Genomic DNA, 15273 nt, shown 5'->3' with positions numbered 1-15273 from the left:
CCGTCATGACCATCGGCAGGTGAAGCGTCCGACGTGAGCCCTTCTGTCGCAAATCGTCGCACGGACGTTCTGGCCCTGTGAACGGACGTGCGTCCCGGGCCGTCATGATGGAGCCGTGGACGGCACCCCCCTCGACGACCTCGACACGGCGATCCTCGCGGCCCTCGCCGACGACGCCCGGGCCACGTTCGCGCAGATCGGGGCGCGGGTCGCGCTGTCGGCGCCGGCCGTCAAGCGCCGCGTCGACCGGCTGCGCGAGCGCGGCGTCATCCGCGGGTACACGGTCCGGCTCGACCCCGCGGCGCTCGGCTGGACCACCGAGGCGTTCGTCGAGCTGTTCTGCCAGGGGTCGACGAGCCCGACGACCATGCGTACCGCCGTCGAGCGCTACCCCGAGGTGGTCGCCGCCAGCACGGTCACGGGCGACGTCGACGTCGTCGTCCAGGTGCGGGCCCGCGACATGCAGCACCTCGAGCAGGTCGTGGAGCGCCTCGCCGCCGAGCCCTTCGTGCACCGCACCCGCTCGACCGTCGTCCTCTCGGCGCTCGTGCGGCGCCCGGACGTCCCCGCGCTGCCCGGCGAACCCTGACGCCCCCGGGACGGGCCCGGCCCGTCAGCCCTCGACGTCGGCGCAGCGCTGCGTGACCACCATGACGGGGCACTGGGCGTGGTGCAGCACCGCCTGGCTCGTCGAGCCCAGCAGCAGGCCGGCGAAGCCTCCCCGGCCCCGGGAGCCGACCACCACGAGGTCCGACGCGGTCGAGAACTCCGTGAGCAGCTCGGCGCCCGTGCCGTCGAGCGTGTGCCGCTTGACCACCGTGCCGGGGTGCGCGGCGACCGCCTGGTCCACGACGACGTCGAGCCCCTCCGCCACGTCGCGCAGCACCTGCTCGTGGTCCACCGACGCCGGCAGCCAGGCCAGCACGCCCGTCATCGACCCCACCGGCACGCCCGCGACCGCGTGCACCTCCGCACCCCAGGCCTGCCCCTCCCGGATCGCGTGCGCGAGGGCCACGGCCGCCTGCGGGGAGCCGTCCACCCCCACCACGATGCGCTGGACCGGGCTCACGGGCGGCAGCGGCGACCCCTCCGGCAGCGGGTGCCCGTCGACGCGCAGCGGCACCACGACCGTCGGGCAGTGCGCGTGGGCGGGCAGGGCCGACGACACGGTGCCGAGCAGGCGGTCCGCGAACCCGCCCCGGCCCCGCGTCCCCACCACGGCGAGCTCGACCTCGTGCGACATGTCGACCAGCGCGGCGGCGGCGTCGCCCGTGACGACGCGCCCCGAGACCGCGACCCGGTCACCGACGCGCAGCAGCGCCTCGTCGAGCACGGCGCGCGCCCCGGCCCGGATCGTCTCGTCGTCGATCGCCGCGTACCCGCCGTCGAGGGACGCCGCCGTGAACGACGGCAGCGAGTAGGCCACGACGACCCGCAGCGCGAGGCCGCGCGCCAGCGCCTCGGCGACCGCCCAGTCGAGCGCGTGCAGGCTCGCCGCCGACCCGTCGACCCCCACGAGGACCTCGTGCTCGCGCGTCATGCCGTCCTCCTGGTGGTCCCGCACGCCTCGTCGCGCCCGGTGTCGGTGCCCCTGCACCACCCATGCTGGCACAGGCGGCACGCGCGACGGGGGCCGGAGGGCCCGGCCGGTCCGCCCCGTGCGGACCGGCCGGTCGACGCCGCCCGCGCCCGGGACCACCGGTCCCGGCGTCAGGCGACCTCGGCGCGCCCCTCCCCGAACCACTCCAGGTACGGCTCCCAGGCGGCCTCGTGCCGGTGGTGCCCCGAGGCGCCGAGCACCGTGGCCCGCGGCTGCGCGGGCGTGAACGCCAGCGTCCAGCCGAGCTCGGACAGCAGACGGTCGGCCTTGCGGTGGTTGCACCGCCGGCACGCGGCCACCACGTTCTCCCACGCGTGCGGGCCGGAGCGGCTCCGCGGGACCACGTGGTCGATCGTGTCGGCCCTGCCCGCGCAGTACGCGCACCGCTCACGGTCGCGGTCGAGCACCGCCCGCCGCGTCACGGGCACCCGGGAGCGGCGCGGGACGCGGACGTACCGGTGCAGCCGGACCACCGACGGGGCCTCGAGCACCAGGTGCTCGGAGTGCATGACGGCGTCCCAGGCCTCCTCGAGCACCGCCTTGTCCAGGAGCAGCAGCAGCACCGCCCGCCGCACGGGGACGACGCACAGGGGTTCGTACGAGGCGTTCAGCAGCAGCGTGCGCGACGGCGCGCTCGCAGCGCGGTCGGGGCCGGTGGTCGCGGGCGGGGCGGTCGTCAGCACGTGCACTCCTCGAGGTCGGACCGGCTGGCTGCCGGTCTGGGCGAAGAAGATCAGCGTGGATGCGGGACCAGGGTACGCGCACCCCCATTTCCTGCGGCGACGTCTGCAGACGCGACGAGGCCCCGACGACGTGGTGTCGTCGGGGCCTCGTGGACATCTGCTCAGCCGATCCGGATGAAGACCGGGTTGCTCTGCCAGATCGTGCGGAACTGGACCGTCTTGCCGGGCCGCGGCGAGTCGATCATCTGGTTGCCGCCCGCGTAGATCGCGATGTGGCCGGGGCTCCACATGAGGTCGCCCGGCTGCGCCTCGGCCCGCGACACCACGGTGCCCGCGTAGCGCTGCGCCGAGGAGGTGCGCGGCAGGGAGACGCCGAGCTGCGCGTAGACGTACGAGGTGAAGCCCGAGCAGTCGAAGCCGGCGGGCGTGGTGCCGCCGGAGACGTAGGGCGTGCCGACCAGGCGGGCCGCGACCTCGAGCACCGCGTTGCCGGAGACCGACTGCGGGACCGCGGCGGCGGGCGCCGTCGAGACCGCGGTGGCGGTGTCGGTCGACGTGGTGGTGGCGGCCTCGGCGCGCTCGGCGGTGCGCGAGGCGGCGACCGGGGTCTCGACGACCACGACGGGCGCGGGCTTCTCGGCCTTGACGACCGGGGCGTCGACCGTGAACTCCAGGTCGGCGGGGGCCGAGACCACGGGAGAGGTGTTCAGCACGGCACGGGCCGACGCGGTGAGCGCGGCGGTGTCGACCGAGGCGAGGGTCCCGGACGCCTGCGTGGCGGCGTTCGACGGGATGGCCATCATCGTGATCATCAGGCCGGACGAGGCGACGACCGCGGTGCGGCGACCGGCGGTGCCCATCTGCTCGGAGGCAGCGTGGGCGAGGTCGGTGAGCGGCGTCGACGGGCGCCGCGCTGAGCGGTGCCGCGCCTTCGTGATGCTGTCGGACAAGAGCTGGCCTCTCCTGTCGCCTACGAGGTGAGCTGTCGGGTTCGGGTGGGAGAACACCCGGCCGCGTCGGCCGCCGTCACCGTCCTGCACGTGGTTCGTGCAGAGCGTCACGTCGTCCGCCGCGGCTTCACCCCAAGGGCACCGTCTCCGGTACCCACGATTTGGGTCCCCCGCCCCTGCCGGCGAGTCGTACGGACCTGCGAGCGGTGGCAGGGTTCGGCGTGCCGCTCGAGGGCTCCCCGGAGGAGGGTTCCGGTGAAGCAGGACCGAACGTACCGCCCCTCGCAGGGATTGTCACGCTCCGGTCACGAACATCTCGGGCAGGTCATGGACACCCGTCCGGGGCCCCTCGCCGACACGCCGCGCCGACCTGCACGGACACAGGGCACGGCCGAGCGGGTGACGGCGCGGGTGACTTCTGCCGCGACGCGCCGGGAGCCGGTGGCACGCCGCCGCCGGGTGGACTAGGCGCCACCGACGGGCGCCCGGTCGTCGCCACCGGGCGGGCGAGACGGCAGGCGCCGGGCGGGCGAGGCGTCAGGCGGCCCCGACGAAGATGTGGCGGGCCACGTCGTCGGGCAGGTCGAGCACGGTCGCGGCCCCCGGGGCACCCACCGTGACGAAGCCCGCGGTGCGCTCCACGGTGACCTTCTCGCCCGGGCGCACGCCCGCCGCGGCGAGCCGGCCGAGCAGCTCGACGTCGACCTGGAGCGGCTCGGCGATGCGGGCCACGACGACGTCCCGGCCCAGCCCCTCCGCAGCCGTCAGCGGCACCACGCCGTCGAGGAACCGCACCGGCGTGCGCTCCTCGCCGATCTCGTCCAGGCCTGGGATGGGGTTGCCGTAGGGGTCGAAGTGCGGGTGGTCGAGCAGGGCCGCGAGCCGCCGCTCGACACGCTCGCTCATGACGTGCTCCCAGCGGCACGCCTCCTCGTGCACGTGCGGCCAGTCCAGCCCGATGACGTCCGTGAGGAGGCGCTCGGCGAGCCGGTGCTTGCGCATCACGCGCACGGCCTTGGCGTGACCGACCTCCGTGAGCTCGAGGTGGCGGTCGCCGGTGACGACGACCAGGCCGTCGCGCTCCATCCGCGCCACGGTCTGCGAGACCGTGGGGCCCGAGTGGCCCAGACGCTCCGCGATGCGCGCCCGCAGCGGCGTGATGCCCTCCTCGGTCAGCTCGTAGACCGTCTTGAGGTACATCTCCGTCGTGTCGATCAGGTCGCTCACCGGTCGGCCTCCTGCGTCGTGCTCGGGCGGTCGGGCGTGGCCCGCCGCGTGCTCGTCCCAGGGTAGTTGGTCCCACCCACCCCGCCGCGGGTACCGGGCCTATCCTCGGCTCGTGCCCGCCGACGCCCTCGCCGCCCTGACGATCCCCGCCGACCTGCTGCCGCGCGACGGCCGCTTCGGGTCCGGGCCGTCGAAGGTCCGCACCGCCCAGCTCGACGCCCTCGTGGCCTCGGGGACCTCCGTGCTCGGGACCTCCCACCGGCAGGCGCCGGTGCGCGGGCTCGTCGGCCGGGTCCGCGCCGGCCTGGCCGCCCTGTTCGACCTGCCCGACGGGTACGAGGTCGTGCTCGGCAACGGCGGTGCGTCCGCGTTCTGGGACGTCGCCACGCTGTGCCTCGTGCAGGAGCGTTCCGCGCACGCCCGGTTCGGGGAGTTCGGGGCCAAGTTCGCCGCCGCGACGACGCGCGCGCCGTTCCTCGCCGAGCCCCACGTGGTCACCGCACCGGCCGGCGGCGTCGCCGTCCCGACGCACGTGGACGGCGTCGACACCTACGCCTGGCCGCACAACGAGACGTCCACCGGCGTCCTCGCCCCCGTGCGCCGGGTCGCCGGCGCGCGCGAGGACGGCGCCCTCGTGCTCGTGGACGGCACGTCCGCCGCGGGCGGGGCGCCCGTGGACGTCGCGCAGACCGACGTCTACTACTTCGCGCCGCAGAAGTCGTTCGCGTCCGACGGCGGCCTCTGGCTCGCGCTCGCGTCCCCGGACGCGGTCGAGCGGGCGGCCCGCGTCGAGGCGTCCGGCCGGTGGGTGCCGGAGTTCTTGTCGTTCACGACCGCGGTGACGAACTCGCGGCTCGACCAGACGCTCAACACCCCCGCCGTGGCGACGCTGCTCCTCCTCGCGGAGCAGGTCGACTGGATGCTGGCGCAGGGCGGGCTCGCGTGGGCGTCGGAGCGGACCGCCACGTCGTCGGGCCACCTGTACTCCTGGGCGGAGGCCCGCGACTGGGCGACGCCGTTCGTCACCGACGCCGCGCTGCGCTCCCCCGTCGTCGCGACGATCGACCTCGACCCCGCGGTCGAGGCCACCACGGTCACCGCGGTGCTGCGCCGGCACGGCGTCGTCGACATCGAGCCCTACCGCAAGCTGGGCCGCAACCAGCTGCGCGTCGGCGTGTACCCGGCCGTCGAGCCGGACGACGTGCTCGCCCTCACGGCGTGCGTCGACCACGTGGTCGACCACCTCGGCTGAGCGCCCGGGCACCCCGGGCGGCACCGCCCGGCGTCGGACCACGAGGGCCCGGACGGCACGAGAGCCCGCGACCAGCAGGTCGCGGGCTCTCGTGCGTGCAGCGTGCCGTGCGGTCAGGCGTCCTGGCGACGACGACGGGCGACCAGGAGGGCGGCAGCGCCCGCAGCGAGCAGGGCCGCACCGCCCGCGGCGAGCGGCAGCGCCTGCGAGCCGGTCGCGGCCAGCACGTCCGACCGCGAGGTCGTGGTCGGACCCGCGGCGAGGACGTCGCTGCCCGACGGGCTCGTGGCGCACTGCGGGGTCGACGGCGGGTACGCCACGTCGACCGTCGCGGTCGGGTTCACCTCGAACTGGACGGTGACGCTCGGGCGGACCCAGTCGTACTCGTCGCCCTCGACCCACTCGCCGTCCACGAGGCTCCAGCCGGGCCAGTCGACGCCCACGCCGTCCTCCTCGACGGCACCGGGCCACAGCACCGTGCCGTTCAGGGGCTGGTCGGGGTAGACGACCGTCGGGACGCCGTCCTTGAGGAACGAGATCGTCACCGTGGTGTTGGGCGTGCCCACCGGGTCGACCGCGTACTGGAGCTTCGGCACGTCGTTGTCGCAGATCGGCGAGATGACCGTGAGCTCGAGCTCGCACGGCAGCGGGTCGCCGTACTCGTCGGTGCCGCCCTCGCACCCGGGGGCGGTGGGGCTCGGGGTGGCGGCGGACGCCACGGCGGGGACGCCGAGGGCGAGGAGGGGGGCGAGGGCCGCGACGGCGACGGCCCGACGGAAGGCGCGCATGGCAGGCTCCGCTCGGAGATTCGGACGATTCCCCCTTATCGTCCCGGACCGGACGCGCGGAACCAAGCCGCCGAGCGGGTGATACCTCCCGAGATGCCCGATTCACCCGGTCCCGCAGGCGAACGCGTGCTCGCCGGGGGACGTGAGCGTCGGGGTCGTGCGGACGGTGGCCGCGCCGTCGTGCAGCGGCACCTCGACGGTGATCCGCTGGTCCTGGCCGGGCACGAGCACCGACGAGATCCGCTGCACCGTGCGGCCGTCCACGTCGTCGCGGTCCCCGCCGACGACCGTCCCGTCGCGCCGCAGGGTCGGCACGGGGTCCCCGGACGCGGACCACACCGAGACGGTGGTCGCGAGCGACCCGACCGGCACGCCGTCGGCCGTCCCGGTCACGACCAGCGGGAACGACGCCACGTCGGCCGGCGGGTCGTACGCGAGGTCCAGCACCACGGTGACGGCCGGCTGCTCGCCCGTGCACCGGGCGTCGGTGAAGGTCACGTCGGTGGCGAGGTACGCACCGACCTTGCCCTGCGTCGCGTCGTTGAGGAACAGGCCCACCACGTCGTCGTGCCCCGGGTCGAGGAACGTGCCGCCGACGACGGTGCCCGCGAGCACCTCCTGCTCGGCCGGGCGCGCCGACCACACGCGTACGCGCCGCTCGTCGACCGTGCCCCGCACCGCGTCCAGCAGCGCCGGCGCGTCGCCCCGCCCGCTGGTGACGGCGTCCAGGACGGACGCGGCGACGGTGGCGAAGTACGCGTCCGCGTCGGCGCCGTCGGGGTGCGCCAGGTACGCCTCGCGCAGCAGCGCGCCGACGAGGCCGTCGCCGGACAGCTCTCCCCCGTCGGGGTCGTCGACGCCGCCGAGGGCGCCGACGAGGGCGCCCACGGCCACCGGGTCGGTGGCCACGACCCCGTCGACCGCGCCGCCCACGTCCCGCGCCCAGCGGGCGGCGACCAGCTCGGCGGTGCGGGGGAACTCGGGGGTCGCGGTCGCGTTCTGGACCCAGCGGCCGAGCGCGTCGGTGTGCACGGCCAGCTCCTGCTCCGCGAGCGGGAGCACCGGCTCGTCGAGCGGGGGCAGGTCCGCGGTGGACCGCTGCGCCACCACCTCGAGCGCCCCGGCGTCGGCCCGCACCGCGGTGACCGACCCGACGATGCCGCCGGCCGTGCGCAGCTCGGCGGTGTTCAGGGCGAGGACGAGGTAGGTGCGCGGCTCGTCGGCGCCGAGCATCGGCGGCAGCAGCGCGAGGGCGCCGGCCGCCGGCGCCAGCCGCTCGTCGGCCTCGGCCAGCGTCGCCTGGACGTCGCCGACCGGGCCGGCCAGCGCCCCGACGAGCCCGTCCGGGTCGAGCCCGTCGACCTGTGCGCGGGCCCGTGAGGTCGTCGCCGCGGCGGCGCCGACCTCGTCGGCCGCGACCTGCAGCGCGTCGACGTCGACCTGCCCGTCCGGGGTGCGCAGCGCACCGTCGAGCAGGGTGCCCACCGCGTCGAGGGCGGGCAGCGCGTCGGTGGCGAGGTCGTCGACGGCCACGGAGACGACGCGGACCGCCTCGAGCTGGGCGCCGACCCACGGCACGTGCTCCGCGAGCGCCCACACCGGGTCGTCGGTCGCCGACCGGGCGCGCGCCGTGCTCTCGCGGACCGCGACGAGGTCGGCGGACAGGTCGGTGGTGGCGGCGCCCGCGTCCGCCGGGTCGAGGTCGACGTCGGCCAGCTGGTCGCGGGCGTCCTGCAGCGCGGTGGCGGCCTGGTAGCCGCGCCAGGCCACCCAGCCGGCGAGCGCGAGGAGCACGACCAGCAGGACCGCGACGACCACGCCGGCGCGGCGGGCGTGGCGGGTGCGCCGCGGCCCGGCCGGGGCGCCCGACGCCGGCTCGTCGTCCGCGCCGGTGCTCGCGGCCGTGGGCGCGGCGTCGTCGCGTGTGCTCACCCGGCGATCGTCGCACGGCGGACGAACCGGGCATCGTGCCCGGCGGGACATTCACCCGCGGGCGCGGCGGCGGGCGCCGCCTCAGGCCGCGGACTGCGCGTCGGCGGCGTCCTGGGCGCCGACCCGGGCGGGTGCGGTGCGGGCGCGCTCGTCGCCGGGGCGGGTGGGGTCGGGGCCGTCGGGGCGGTGGGCGGCGTCGGCCAGGTGCACGACCTCCACGTGGGGGCGGCCGGCCACGTGGTAGCGCACGCGCACGTTCCAGTGGGTCCGGGCCCACCACGCGGCGCCGAGCGAGACGACGAGGGCGCTGATCGAGCCGACGCCGATCGCCCAGCGGGCGCCGAACGTCTCCCCGATCCAGCCGACGACGGGCGAGCCCACGGGTGTGGCCCCGAGGAAGACGACCATGTAGAGGGACATGACGCGCCCGCGCATGGCCGGGTCGGTGCTCATCTGGATCGCGGAGCTGGCGGCGGTCATCATCGTGAGCGAGGCGAGGCCGACGGGGATGCACGCGATCGCGAACGTCAGGTAGGTGGGCATGAGCGCGAGCACGCCCGTGGCGACACCGAAGGCGAAGGCCGCGCCGATGACCAGCCGCACGCGGGGCCGGTCGCGGCGCGCGGCGAGCAGCGCACCGGTGAGCGAGCCGATGGCCAGCACGGACCCGAGCACGCCGTACTCCTGGGCGCCCCGGCCGAACTCGGTGCGGGCCATGAGGGCGCTGGTGAGCTGGAAGTTCAGGCCGAACGTGGAGACCACGCCGACGACGACCATGATGACGACGATGTCGGTGCGGCTGCGCACGTAGGCGATGCCCTCGCGGATCTGCCCCTTGGCGCGCGGCGCGGACGGCATCGGGTAGAGCTCCGCGCGGCGCATGGCGGTGATCGACACGATCGTCGCGGCGAACGAGACGGCGTTGATGACGAACACCCAGCCGGTGCCGACGGCGGCGATGAGGAGCCCGGCGAGCCCGGGGCCGACGAGGCGCGCGGCGTTGAACGACGCGCTGTTGAGCCCGACGGCGTTGGACAGCCGCCCCGCCGGCACGAGCTCGGCGACGAAGGTCTGGCGCACGGGCTGGTCGATGGCGGACACGCAGCCGAGCAGCCCGGCGAAGGCGTAGACCTGCCAGAGCTGGGCGTGGCCGGACAGCACGAGCACGCCGAGGCCCGCGGCGAGCAGGCCCTGCGTGACCTGGGTGGCGACGAGCAGCCGGCGCCGGTCGAACCGGTCGGCGAGCAGGCCGGCCCAGGCGGACAGGACGAGGGTGGGGCCGAACTGGAGCGCGGTGGTGATGCCGACGGCGACACCGGAGTCGTCGGTCAGCTCGGTCAGGACGAGCCAGTCCTGACCGACGCGCTGCATCCAGGTGCCGATGTTGGCGACGAGCGCGCCGGCGAACCAGAGCCGGTAGTTGCGGAAGGTCAGCGAGGAGAAGGTGGCACTCACGCGGTGGCGATCCTCCTGAGGAGCTCGGCGGCGTCCCGCAGCGTGCGGCGCTCGGCGTCGTCGAGCTCGTCGAGGCGGGCCGCGAGCCAGGCGTCGCGGCGGCGGCGGGTCTCGTGGACCTCGGCCTCGCCCTCGGCGGTGAGGCTGACGACGACCTGCCGGCCGTCGGTGGGGTGCTCGTCCTTGCGGACGAGGCCGCGGTCGGCGAGGCAGCTGACGGTGCGCGTCATGGCGGGGGGCTGGATGCGCTCGGCGTCGGCGAGCTGGCCGGGCGACATGGGTCCGTCGCGGTGCAGGATCGCGAGGACGTTGAACTGGGGGTCGGACAGGCCCGCGTCGCCGCGCTCGGCCTTGAGGCGGCGGGTGGCCCGGCCCAGGGAGACGCGCAGCTCGGCGGCGAGGGTGAGGGCGGTGGTCGGCACGTGTCGTTACCCTACATCATTACCTCGGTTCACGACATCCGGTCACCCGGACGGCGCACGACGACGGCCCGCCCGCCCCGGCAGGGGGCGGACGGGCCGTCGAGGTCCGTGGCGTCGCGTCAGGGGCGACCGAGCGCGCGGTACGTCCAGCCCGCCGCGCGCCACGACGCCGGGTCGAGCACGTTGCGGCCGTCGACCACGGCCTTCTGCGCCACGAGGGCGCCCACCGTCTGCGGGTCCAGCGCGCGGTACTGCTCCCACTCCGTGGCCAGCACCACGACGTCCGCACCGGCGACCGCGTCCTCGACGGTCGCGGCGTAGCGGAGGTCGGGCCACTTGGCGCGGGCGTTCGCGACGGCCTGCGGGTCCGTCACCGTGACGTGCGCGCCCTGCAGCTGCATCTGCGCGGCCACCGACAGCGCCGGCGAGTCGCGGATGTCGTCCGACTCCGGCTTGAACGCGGCACCGAGCACCGCGACGCGCTTGCCGACGATCGAGCCGTTGCAGACCTCGCGCACCAGGTCGACCACGCGCACGCGGCGGCGCATGTTGATCGAGTCGACCTCCTTGAGGAACGACAGGGCCTGGTCGACGCCGAGCTCGCCGGCCCGCGCCATGAACGCGCGGATGTCCTTGGGCAGGCAGCCGCCGCCGAAGCCCAGGCCTGCGTTGAGGAAGCGCCGCCCGATGCGCGCGTCGTAGCCGATCGCGTCGGCGAGGCGCGTGACGTCGGCCCCCGTGGCCTCGCACAGCTCGGCCATGGCGTTGATGAACGAGATCTTCGTCGCCAGGAACGAGTTGGCCGCGACCTTCACCAGCTGGGCCGTCGCGTAGTCCGTGACGACCAGCGGGGTGTCGTCGGCGAGCGGCGTCGCGTACACCTCGTCGAGCACCTCGCGCGCCCGCACGCCCTCGGCGGTCGGCTCGCCGTCGCCGTCCGTCGGCAGCCCGTAGACGAGGCGGTCGGGGTGCAGCGTGTCCTGCACGGCGAAGCCCTCGCGCAGGAACTCGGGGTTCCACACCAGCGTCGCGCCGGTGCCCTCGAGGCGGGCCGCGAGGTCCTCGGCCGTGCCGACCGGCACGGTCGACTTGCCCACGACCAGGTCGCCCGGCTGCACGAACGGCAGCAGCGCCGTGAACGCGGCGTCGACGTACGACAGGTCGGCCCGGAACTCGCCGTGCTTCTGCGGGGTGCCCACGCACAGGAAGTGCACGCGGGCGCCGGCGGCCGCGGACATCTCCGTGCTGAAGGTCAGCCGGCCCGTGCCCTGGACGTCCGTGAGCAGCTCGGGCAGCCCCGGCTCGTAGAACGGTGCCGTCCCCGACGCGAGCTGCTCGACCTTGCGGGCGTCGACGTCGACGCCCACGACCTCGTGCCCGAGGTGGGCCATGCTCGCGGCGTGGACGGCTCCGAGGTAGCCGCAGCCGATGACGGAGAGCCGCACGTCGTCCTCCTAGGTATGACGGAACCAGCGCAGACTACCGGGCCCGGCACGGCCCCCGGTGCGCCGACGGTCCCGCGCGCGGCACGCCGACGACGTGCGCCGCCGCGGCCCTGACACAGGGTGATCCTGGGCGCGTCCGGGTGAGCGGGCCTGGCGTGTCCCCCGCGCAGGCGGCAGAGTCAGGTCATGGGGGAGGACGAGTGACGAACGACGAGCACCGGCGCGGCGGGCCGAGCGTGGACCTCCTGCAGGTCGAACGACGCCGCAGCAGCACGACCGACCCGGTGACGGGGCGCCCCAACCTGCCCGGGATCACCCCGTCCTGCGTCGCCGGCATGGGCGAGGACCAGGTGCTCACCGTGGTCGCGGCCGCCACCGGCCCCCGCACCCTCGACGCCCTGCCCGGCCGCGGCGACGGCCTCGACGACGCCGAGCGGCTGCTCGCCGACCAGCTCGACCTGTGGGGCGCGGGGCTGCCGGGCTCCGTGGTCAGCCCCGTGGACGGCACCGCCGTGTACCTGGCGCGCACGACCCACGCCGAGGCGCGCACCCTGCGCGCGCACCTGCCGCTGCTCGTCGAGCAGCTCGACCGCGGCGCGGGCCGCTCGCCGCTGCTCGCCGAGGCCCAGGGTGCCGCCGCCGAGTCCCCCGCGGTCGTCACCCGGGCCCTGTCCCGCCTCGCGCTGCCGCAGGGCCGGCTGCCGCAGCCGCACACCGAGGCGACCACGGTCGCCCGGACCCCGCTGTTCGACGCGTGGACCGGCACCCGGGTGGCGTCCCAGGTGCGTCACCACCCCAGCACGGTCGGCCCCCGGGACGCGCCCCGCGTGGAGCAGCTGCTGTCGATCACCCGGCCCGTGCCGTTCCTGGACACCGCGCGCGCCGTCATGGCGGCCACCGCCCGGCTCACCGACCCCCTGCGCGGGCACGGCCCGCTGCTGTGGGACGCGACGTGCGTGCTCGCGGCGGCAGGGCCCCAGCGCGCCCCGCTCGCCGAGCTGCTGGTCGAGCACTGCCCCGCGCACGTGTGGGTCGGCGTCGCGGCGTCGCTGCTCGACGGGCCGCCCGACGTGCTCGAGGCCCTCACGCTGCTGCGCGCCCGCGGGTCGACGATCGTTCTCACCGGGTACGGGTCGGGCCGCGAGACCCCCGAGGCGCTCGACGAGCTGCCCGTGGACGCGGTCGTCGTCGACCCGTGGCTCGAGCGCGGGGCGACGTCCACGTCCGGGGACCGCGCCGCGCACTGGGCGGTCCTGGAGCACGCGCGCCGGCACGGGGTCACCGCGCTGAGCCACACCCGCGCCACCGCTGCCCTCATGCAGCAGGCCCCGGTCGACGCCGAGGACGTGCCGTGGTCGGTCGGCGGCGTGGACGTCGCGGCGCTCGCCCTCGTGTCCGACGCGCGCACCGCCGGCCTGTCGCTGCGCGAGACGACCGTGCTCGTCAACGGCGCCGGGCGCCGCACCCCCGCGGGCCGGCGCTGGTCGCGGTACGACGTCGCCCGCGTGTGGGCCTCGTTCGCGTGACCCGGCCGCACCCGACCCGTGGCTGAGCGCCCGGTCCGGCGCGCCCCCGTGCGTGCCGTGCGCGTGCTGCTCGTCATCTACCTGGCGGCCGTCGCGGCCGTCACGCTGGGGCCGGCGCCCGCCGACGCCGGCACGCTCTCACGCGTCGAGCGGCTCGTGGCGTGGCTCACCGCCCACGGCCTGCCGGTCACGTACCTGGGGGTCGAGGCGGTCGCGAACGTCGTGATGTTCGTGCCCTTCGGCGTGCTCGTCAGCCTGGCCCTGCCGGCCCGGGCCCGTGGGGGCGACCGGGTCGTGGTGCCGCTGGCCCTCGTCACGTCGGCGGCCATCGAGACCGTCCAGCGCTGGCTGCCGACCCGGGTCCCCACGGTCCAGGACGTCGTGCTCAACACCGTGGGCGCCGCGCTGGGCCTGCTGGCGCTGCGGGTGGTGCTCGCCGTGCGCCGGCGACGTGCCGGCGACGGTGCGGGGGTCGCCGCCCGGGCGACGGGCGACGACCCCCGGCGTCAGGCGCCGAGCGCCTCGCGGATCGGGCCGAGCGTGAAGTAGACGACGAACGCCGCCGCCGCGACCCACATGAGCGGGTGCACGGTGCGCGCCTTGCGCACGGCCACCTTGATGACGACGTAGGCGATGAAGCCCGCGCCGATCCCCGCGGTGATCGAGTACGTGAACGGCATCAGCACCATGGTGAGGAACACCGGCACGCCGACCTCGTACGAGCGCCAGTCGATGCCCGCGACCTGCACGACCATGAGGAAGCCCACGACGACCAGGACGGGCGCCGCGGCCTCGGACGGGACCATCGCGACCAGCGGGGACAGGAACGTGGCCAGCAGGAACGCCACGCCCGTGACGACCGACGCCAGGCCCGTGCGCGCCCCGTCGCCGACGCCGGACGCCGACTCGATGTACGCCGTGTTCGACGACACCGAGCCCGCCCCGCCCGCGATCGCGCCGAGCGAGTCCACGACGAGGATGCGCTGCGCCCCGGGCGGGCTGCCCTCGGCGTCGAGGAGCTTGGCCTCGCCGCCGACCGCGACCATCGTCCCCATCGTGTCGAAGAAGTCCGCGAGCAGCAGCGAGAACACCAGCAGCAGCACCGACAGCGCGCCGATCTTGGCGAACGAGCCGAGCAGCGAGAACTGGCCGAGCAGCGACAGGTCCGGCAGCTGCACGAGCTGGTCGGGCACCGCCGGCACGTTCTGGTGCCACCCCGTCGGGTTGTCCTCGCCGCCGGCGCCCACGCCGGTGAGGGCCTGGACGACCACCGCGAGGACGGTCGTGCCGACCACCGCGATGAGCAGCCCGCCGCGCACCTGACGGACCTGCAGCACGATCGCGACCAGCAGGCCGACGACGAACACGGCGATCGGCCAGCCGGCCAGCGACCCGCCCACGCCGAGCTCGAGGGGCGTGCCGGCCCCGGTCCGGACGAAGCCCGCGTTGACGAAACCGATCAGCGCGATGAACAGGCCGATGCCGACGCTGATGGCGGTCTTCAGCTCCAGCGGGACCGCGCGGAACACCGCCGTCCGGAACCCCGTGAGCACCAGCACCAGGATGATCAGGCCCTCGAGGACGACGACGCCCATCGCGTCGGCCCACGTCATGCCCGGCAGCGCCGCGATCGTGTACGCCACGACCGCGTTCAGGCCCAGGCCCGCGGCCAGGGCGATCGGGAAGTTCGCGACGACCCCCATGAGGATCGACAGCACTCCCGCCACCAGCGCCGTCGCGGCCGCGATCGCCGGCAGGTTCGAGCCGTCGCCGGGGCCGCCGCCGAGGAACGCCCCGGTACCGTCGGGCGCGAACCCGAGGATGAGCGGGTTGAGCACGACGATGTAGCTCATCGTGAAGAACGTGACGAGACCGCCACGGATCTCGGTGCCGACGGTCGAGCCGCGCTCGCTGATCTTGAAGAACCGGTCGACGGCGTTGCGGGGCGCCGTGCGCTTCTCCTCGTCCGAAGTGGTCGCCATGGGCGGAAGTC

Annotated in this window: 14 protein-coding genes and 1 riboswitch; of the genes, 4 read left to right on the top strand and 10 right to left on the bottom strand. The window is 75.5% G+C overall.

The features are described 5' to 3' along the window. Positions 1 to 115 precede the first annotated feature (115 nt). Entirely contained in the window at positions 116 to 589 is a 474-nt protein-coding gene (locus tag BKA21_RS14405; RefSeq protein ID WP_140460634.1) for an Lrp/AsnC family transcriptional regulator, read from the top strand. Positions 590 to 613: 24 nt separating this feature from the next. On the opposite strand, the gene BKA21_RS14400 is transcribed toward BKA21_RS14405, so the two are convergent. The 4 genes from BKA21_RS14400 to BKA21_RS14385 form a co-directional block, all read right to left on the bottom strand. Further along, positions 614 to 1540: a universal stress protein gene (locus tag BKA21_RS14400; protein ID WP_140460635.1), complete on the bottom strand. Its 927-nt coding sequence runs from the start codon at positions 1538 to 1540 to the stop codon at positions 614 to 616. Between the two features lie 170 nt (positions 1541 to 1710). Beyond that, positions 1711 to 2283 (bottom strand): HNH endonuclease, encoded by a 573-nt coding sequence (locus BKA21_RS14395; RefSeq protein ID WP_239073015.1) that lies wholly within the window; start codon positions 2281 to 2283, stop codon positions 1711 to 1713. A gap of 161 nt (positions 2284 to 2444) precedes the next feature. Beyond that, positions 2445 to 3233: a C40 family peptidase gene (locus BKA21_RS14390; RefSeq protein ID WP_140460636.1), complete on the bottom strand. Its 789-nt coding sequence runs from the start codon at positions 3231 to 3233 to the stop codon at positions 2445 to 2447. A 3-nt stretch (positions 3234 to 3236) separates the two neighbouring features. Then, positions 3237 to 3465: riboswitch (cyclic di-AMP (ydaO/yuaA leader) on the bottom strand. 305 nt (positions 3466 to 3770) lie between these two features. Then, on the bottom strand, positions 3771 to 4460 hold the full coding sequence (locus BKA21_RS14385; protein WP_140460637.1) for an iron-dependent transcriptional repressor DtxR: 690 nt from the start codon (positions 4458 to 4460) through the stop codon (positions 3771 to 3773). Positions 4461 to 4572: 112 nt separating this feature from the next. Here BKA21_RS14385 and serC point away from each other — a divergent pair, with 112 nt between their 5' ends. Further along, entirely contained in the window at positions 4573 to 5712 is a 1140-nt protein-coding gene (gene serC / locus BKA21_RS14380) for a phosphoserine transaminase (protein WP_239073014.1), read from the top strand. A 113-nt stretch (positions 5713 to 5825) separates the two neighbouring features. On the opposite strand, the gene BKA21_RS14375 is transcribed toward serC, so the two are convergent. The 5 genes from BKA21_RS14375 to BKA21_RS14355 form a co-directional block, all read right to left on the bottom strand. Beyond that, the gene (locus BKA21_RS14375; protein WP_140460638.1) at positions 5826 to 6500 is read right to left on the bottom strand and encodes an LPXTG cell wall anchor domain-containing protein; all 675 of its coding nucleotides are present in this window, start codon (positions 6498 to 6500) and stop codon (positions 5826 to 5828) included. Positions 6501 to 6602: 102 nt separating this feature from the next. Next, a complete protein-coding gene (locus tag BKA21_RS20235) occupies positions 6603 to 8432 on the bottom strand; it encodes a DUF4012 domain-containing protein (protein ID WP_140460639.1) in 1830 nt (609 codons plus the stop codon). An 81-nt stretch (positions 8433 to 8513) separates the two neighbouring features. Then, complete coding sequence (locus BKA21_RS14365) at positions 8514 to 9887, bottom strand: MFS transporter (RefSeq protein WP_140460640.1); 1374 nt, start codon at positions 9885 to 9887, stop codon at positions 8514 to 8516. Next, complete coding sequence (locus tag BKA21_RS14360; RefSeq protein ID WP_140460641.1) at positions 9884 to 10309, bottom strand: MarR family winged helix-turn-helix transcriptional regulator; 426 nt, start codon at positions 10307 to 10309, stop codon at positions 9884 to 9886. Before BKA21_RS14360 ends, BKA21_RS14365 begins: the two co-directional genes overlap by 4 nt. 119 nt (positions 10310 to 10428) lie before the next feature. Beyond that, positions 10429 to 11754: a UDP-glucose dehydrogenase family protein gene (locus tag BKA21_RS14355; protein WP_140460642.1), complete on the bottom strand. Its 1326-nt coding sequence runs from the start codon at positions 11752 to 11754 to the stop codon at positions 10429 to 10431. Positions 11755 to 11954: 200 nt separating this feature from the next. Between BKA21_RS14355 and BKA21_RS14350 the strand changes: the two genes are divergently transcribed. After that, on the top strand, positions 11955 to 13280 hold the full coding sequence (locus BKA21_RS14350) for an EAL domain-containing protein (protein WP_140460643.1): 1326 nt from the start codon (positions 11955 to 11957) through the stop codon (positions 13278 to 13280). A gap of 18 nt (positions 13281 to 13298) precedes the next feature. Continuing rightward, complete coding sequence (locus tag BKA21_RS14345; RefSeq protein ID WP_140460644.1) at positions 13299 to 13829, top strand: VanZ family protein; 531 nt, start codon at positions 13299 to 13301, stop codon at positions 13827 to 13829. Here BKA21_RS14345 and BKA21_RS14340 read toward each other — a convergent pair. After that, complete coding sequence (locus BKA21_RS14340) at positions 13787 to 15262, bottom strand: NCS2 family permease (RefSeq protein ID WP_140460645.1); 1476 nt, start codon at positions 15260 to 15262, stop codon at positions 13787 to 13789. The genes BKA21_RS14345 and BKA21_RS14340 overlap by 43 nt on opposite strands. Positions 15263 to 15273: the final 11 nt, after the last annotated feature.

The sequence above is a fragment of the Cellulomonas oligotrophica genome, from assembly GCF_013409875.1.
In the GTDB taxonomy this organism is placed as follows: domain Bacteria; phylum Actinomycetota; class Actinomycetes; order Actinomycetales; family Cellulomonadaceae; genus Cellulomonas; species Cellulomonas oligotrophica.
This window is presented reverse-complemented; position numbering and strand designations above follow the sequence as displayed.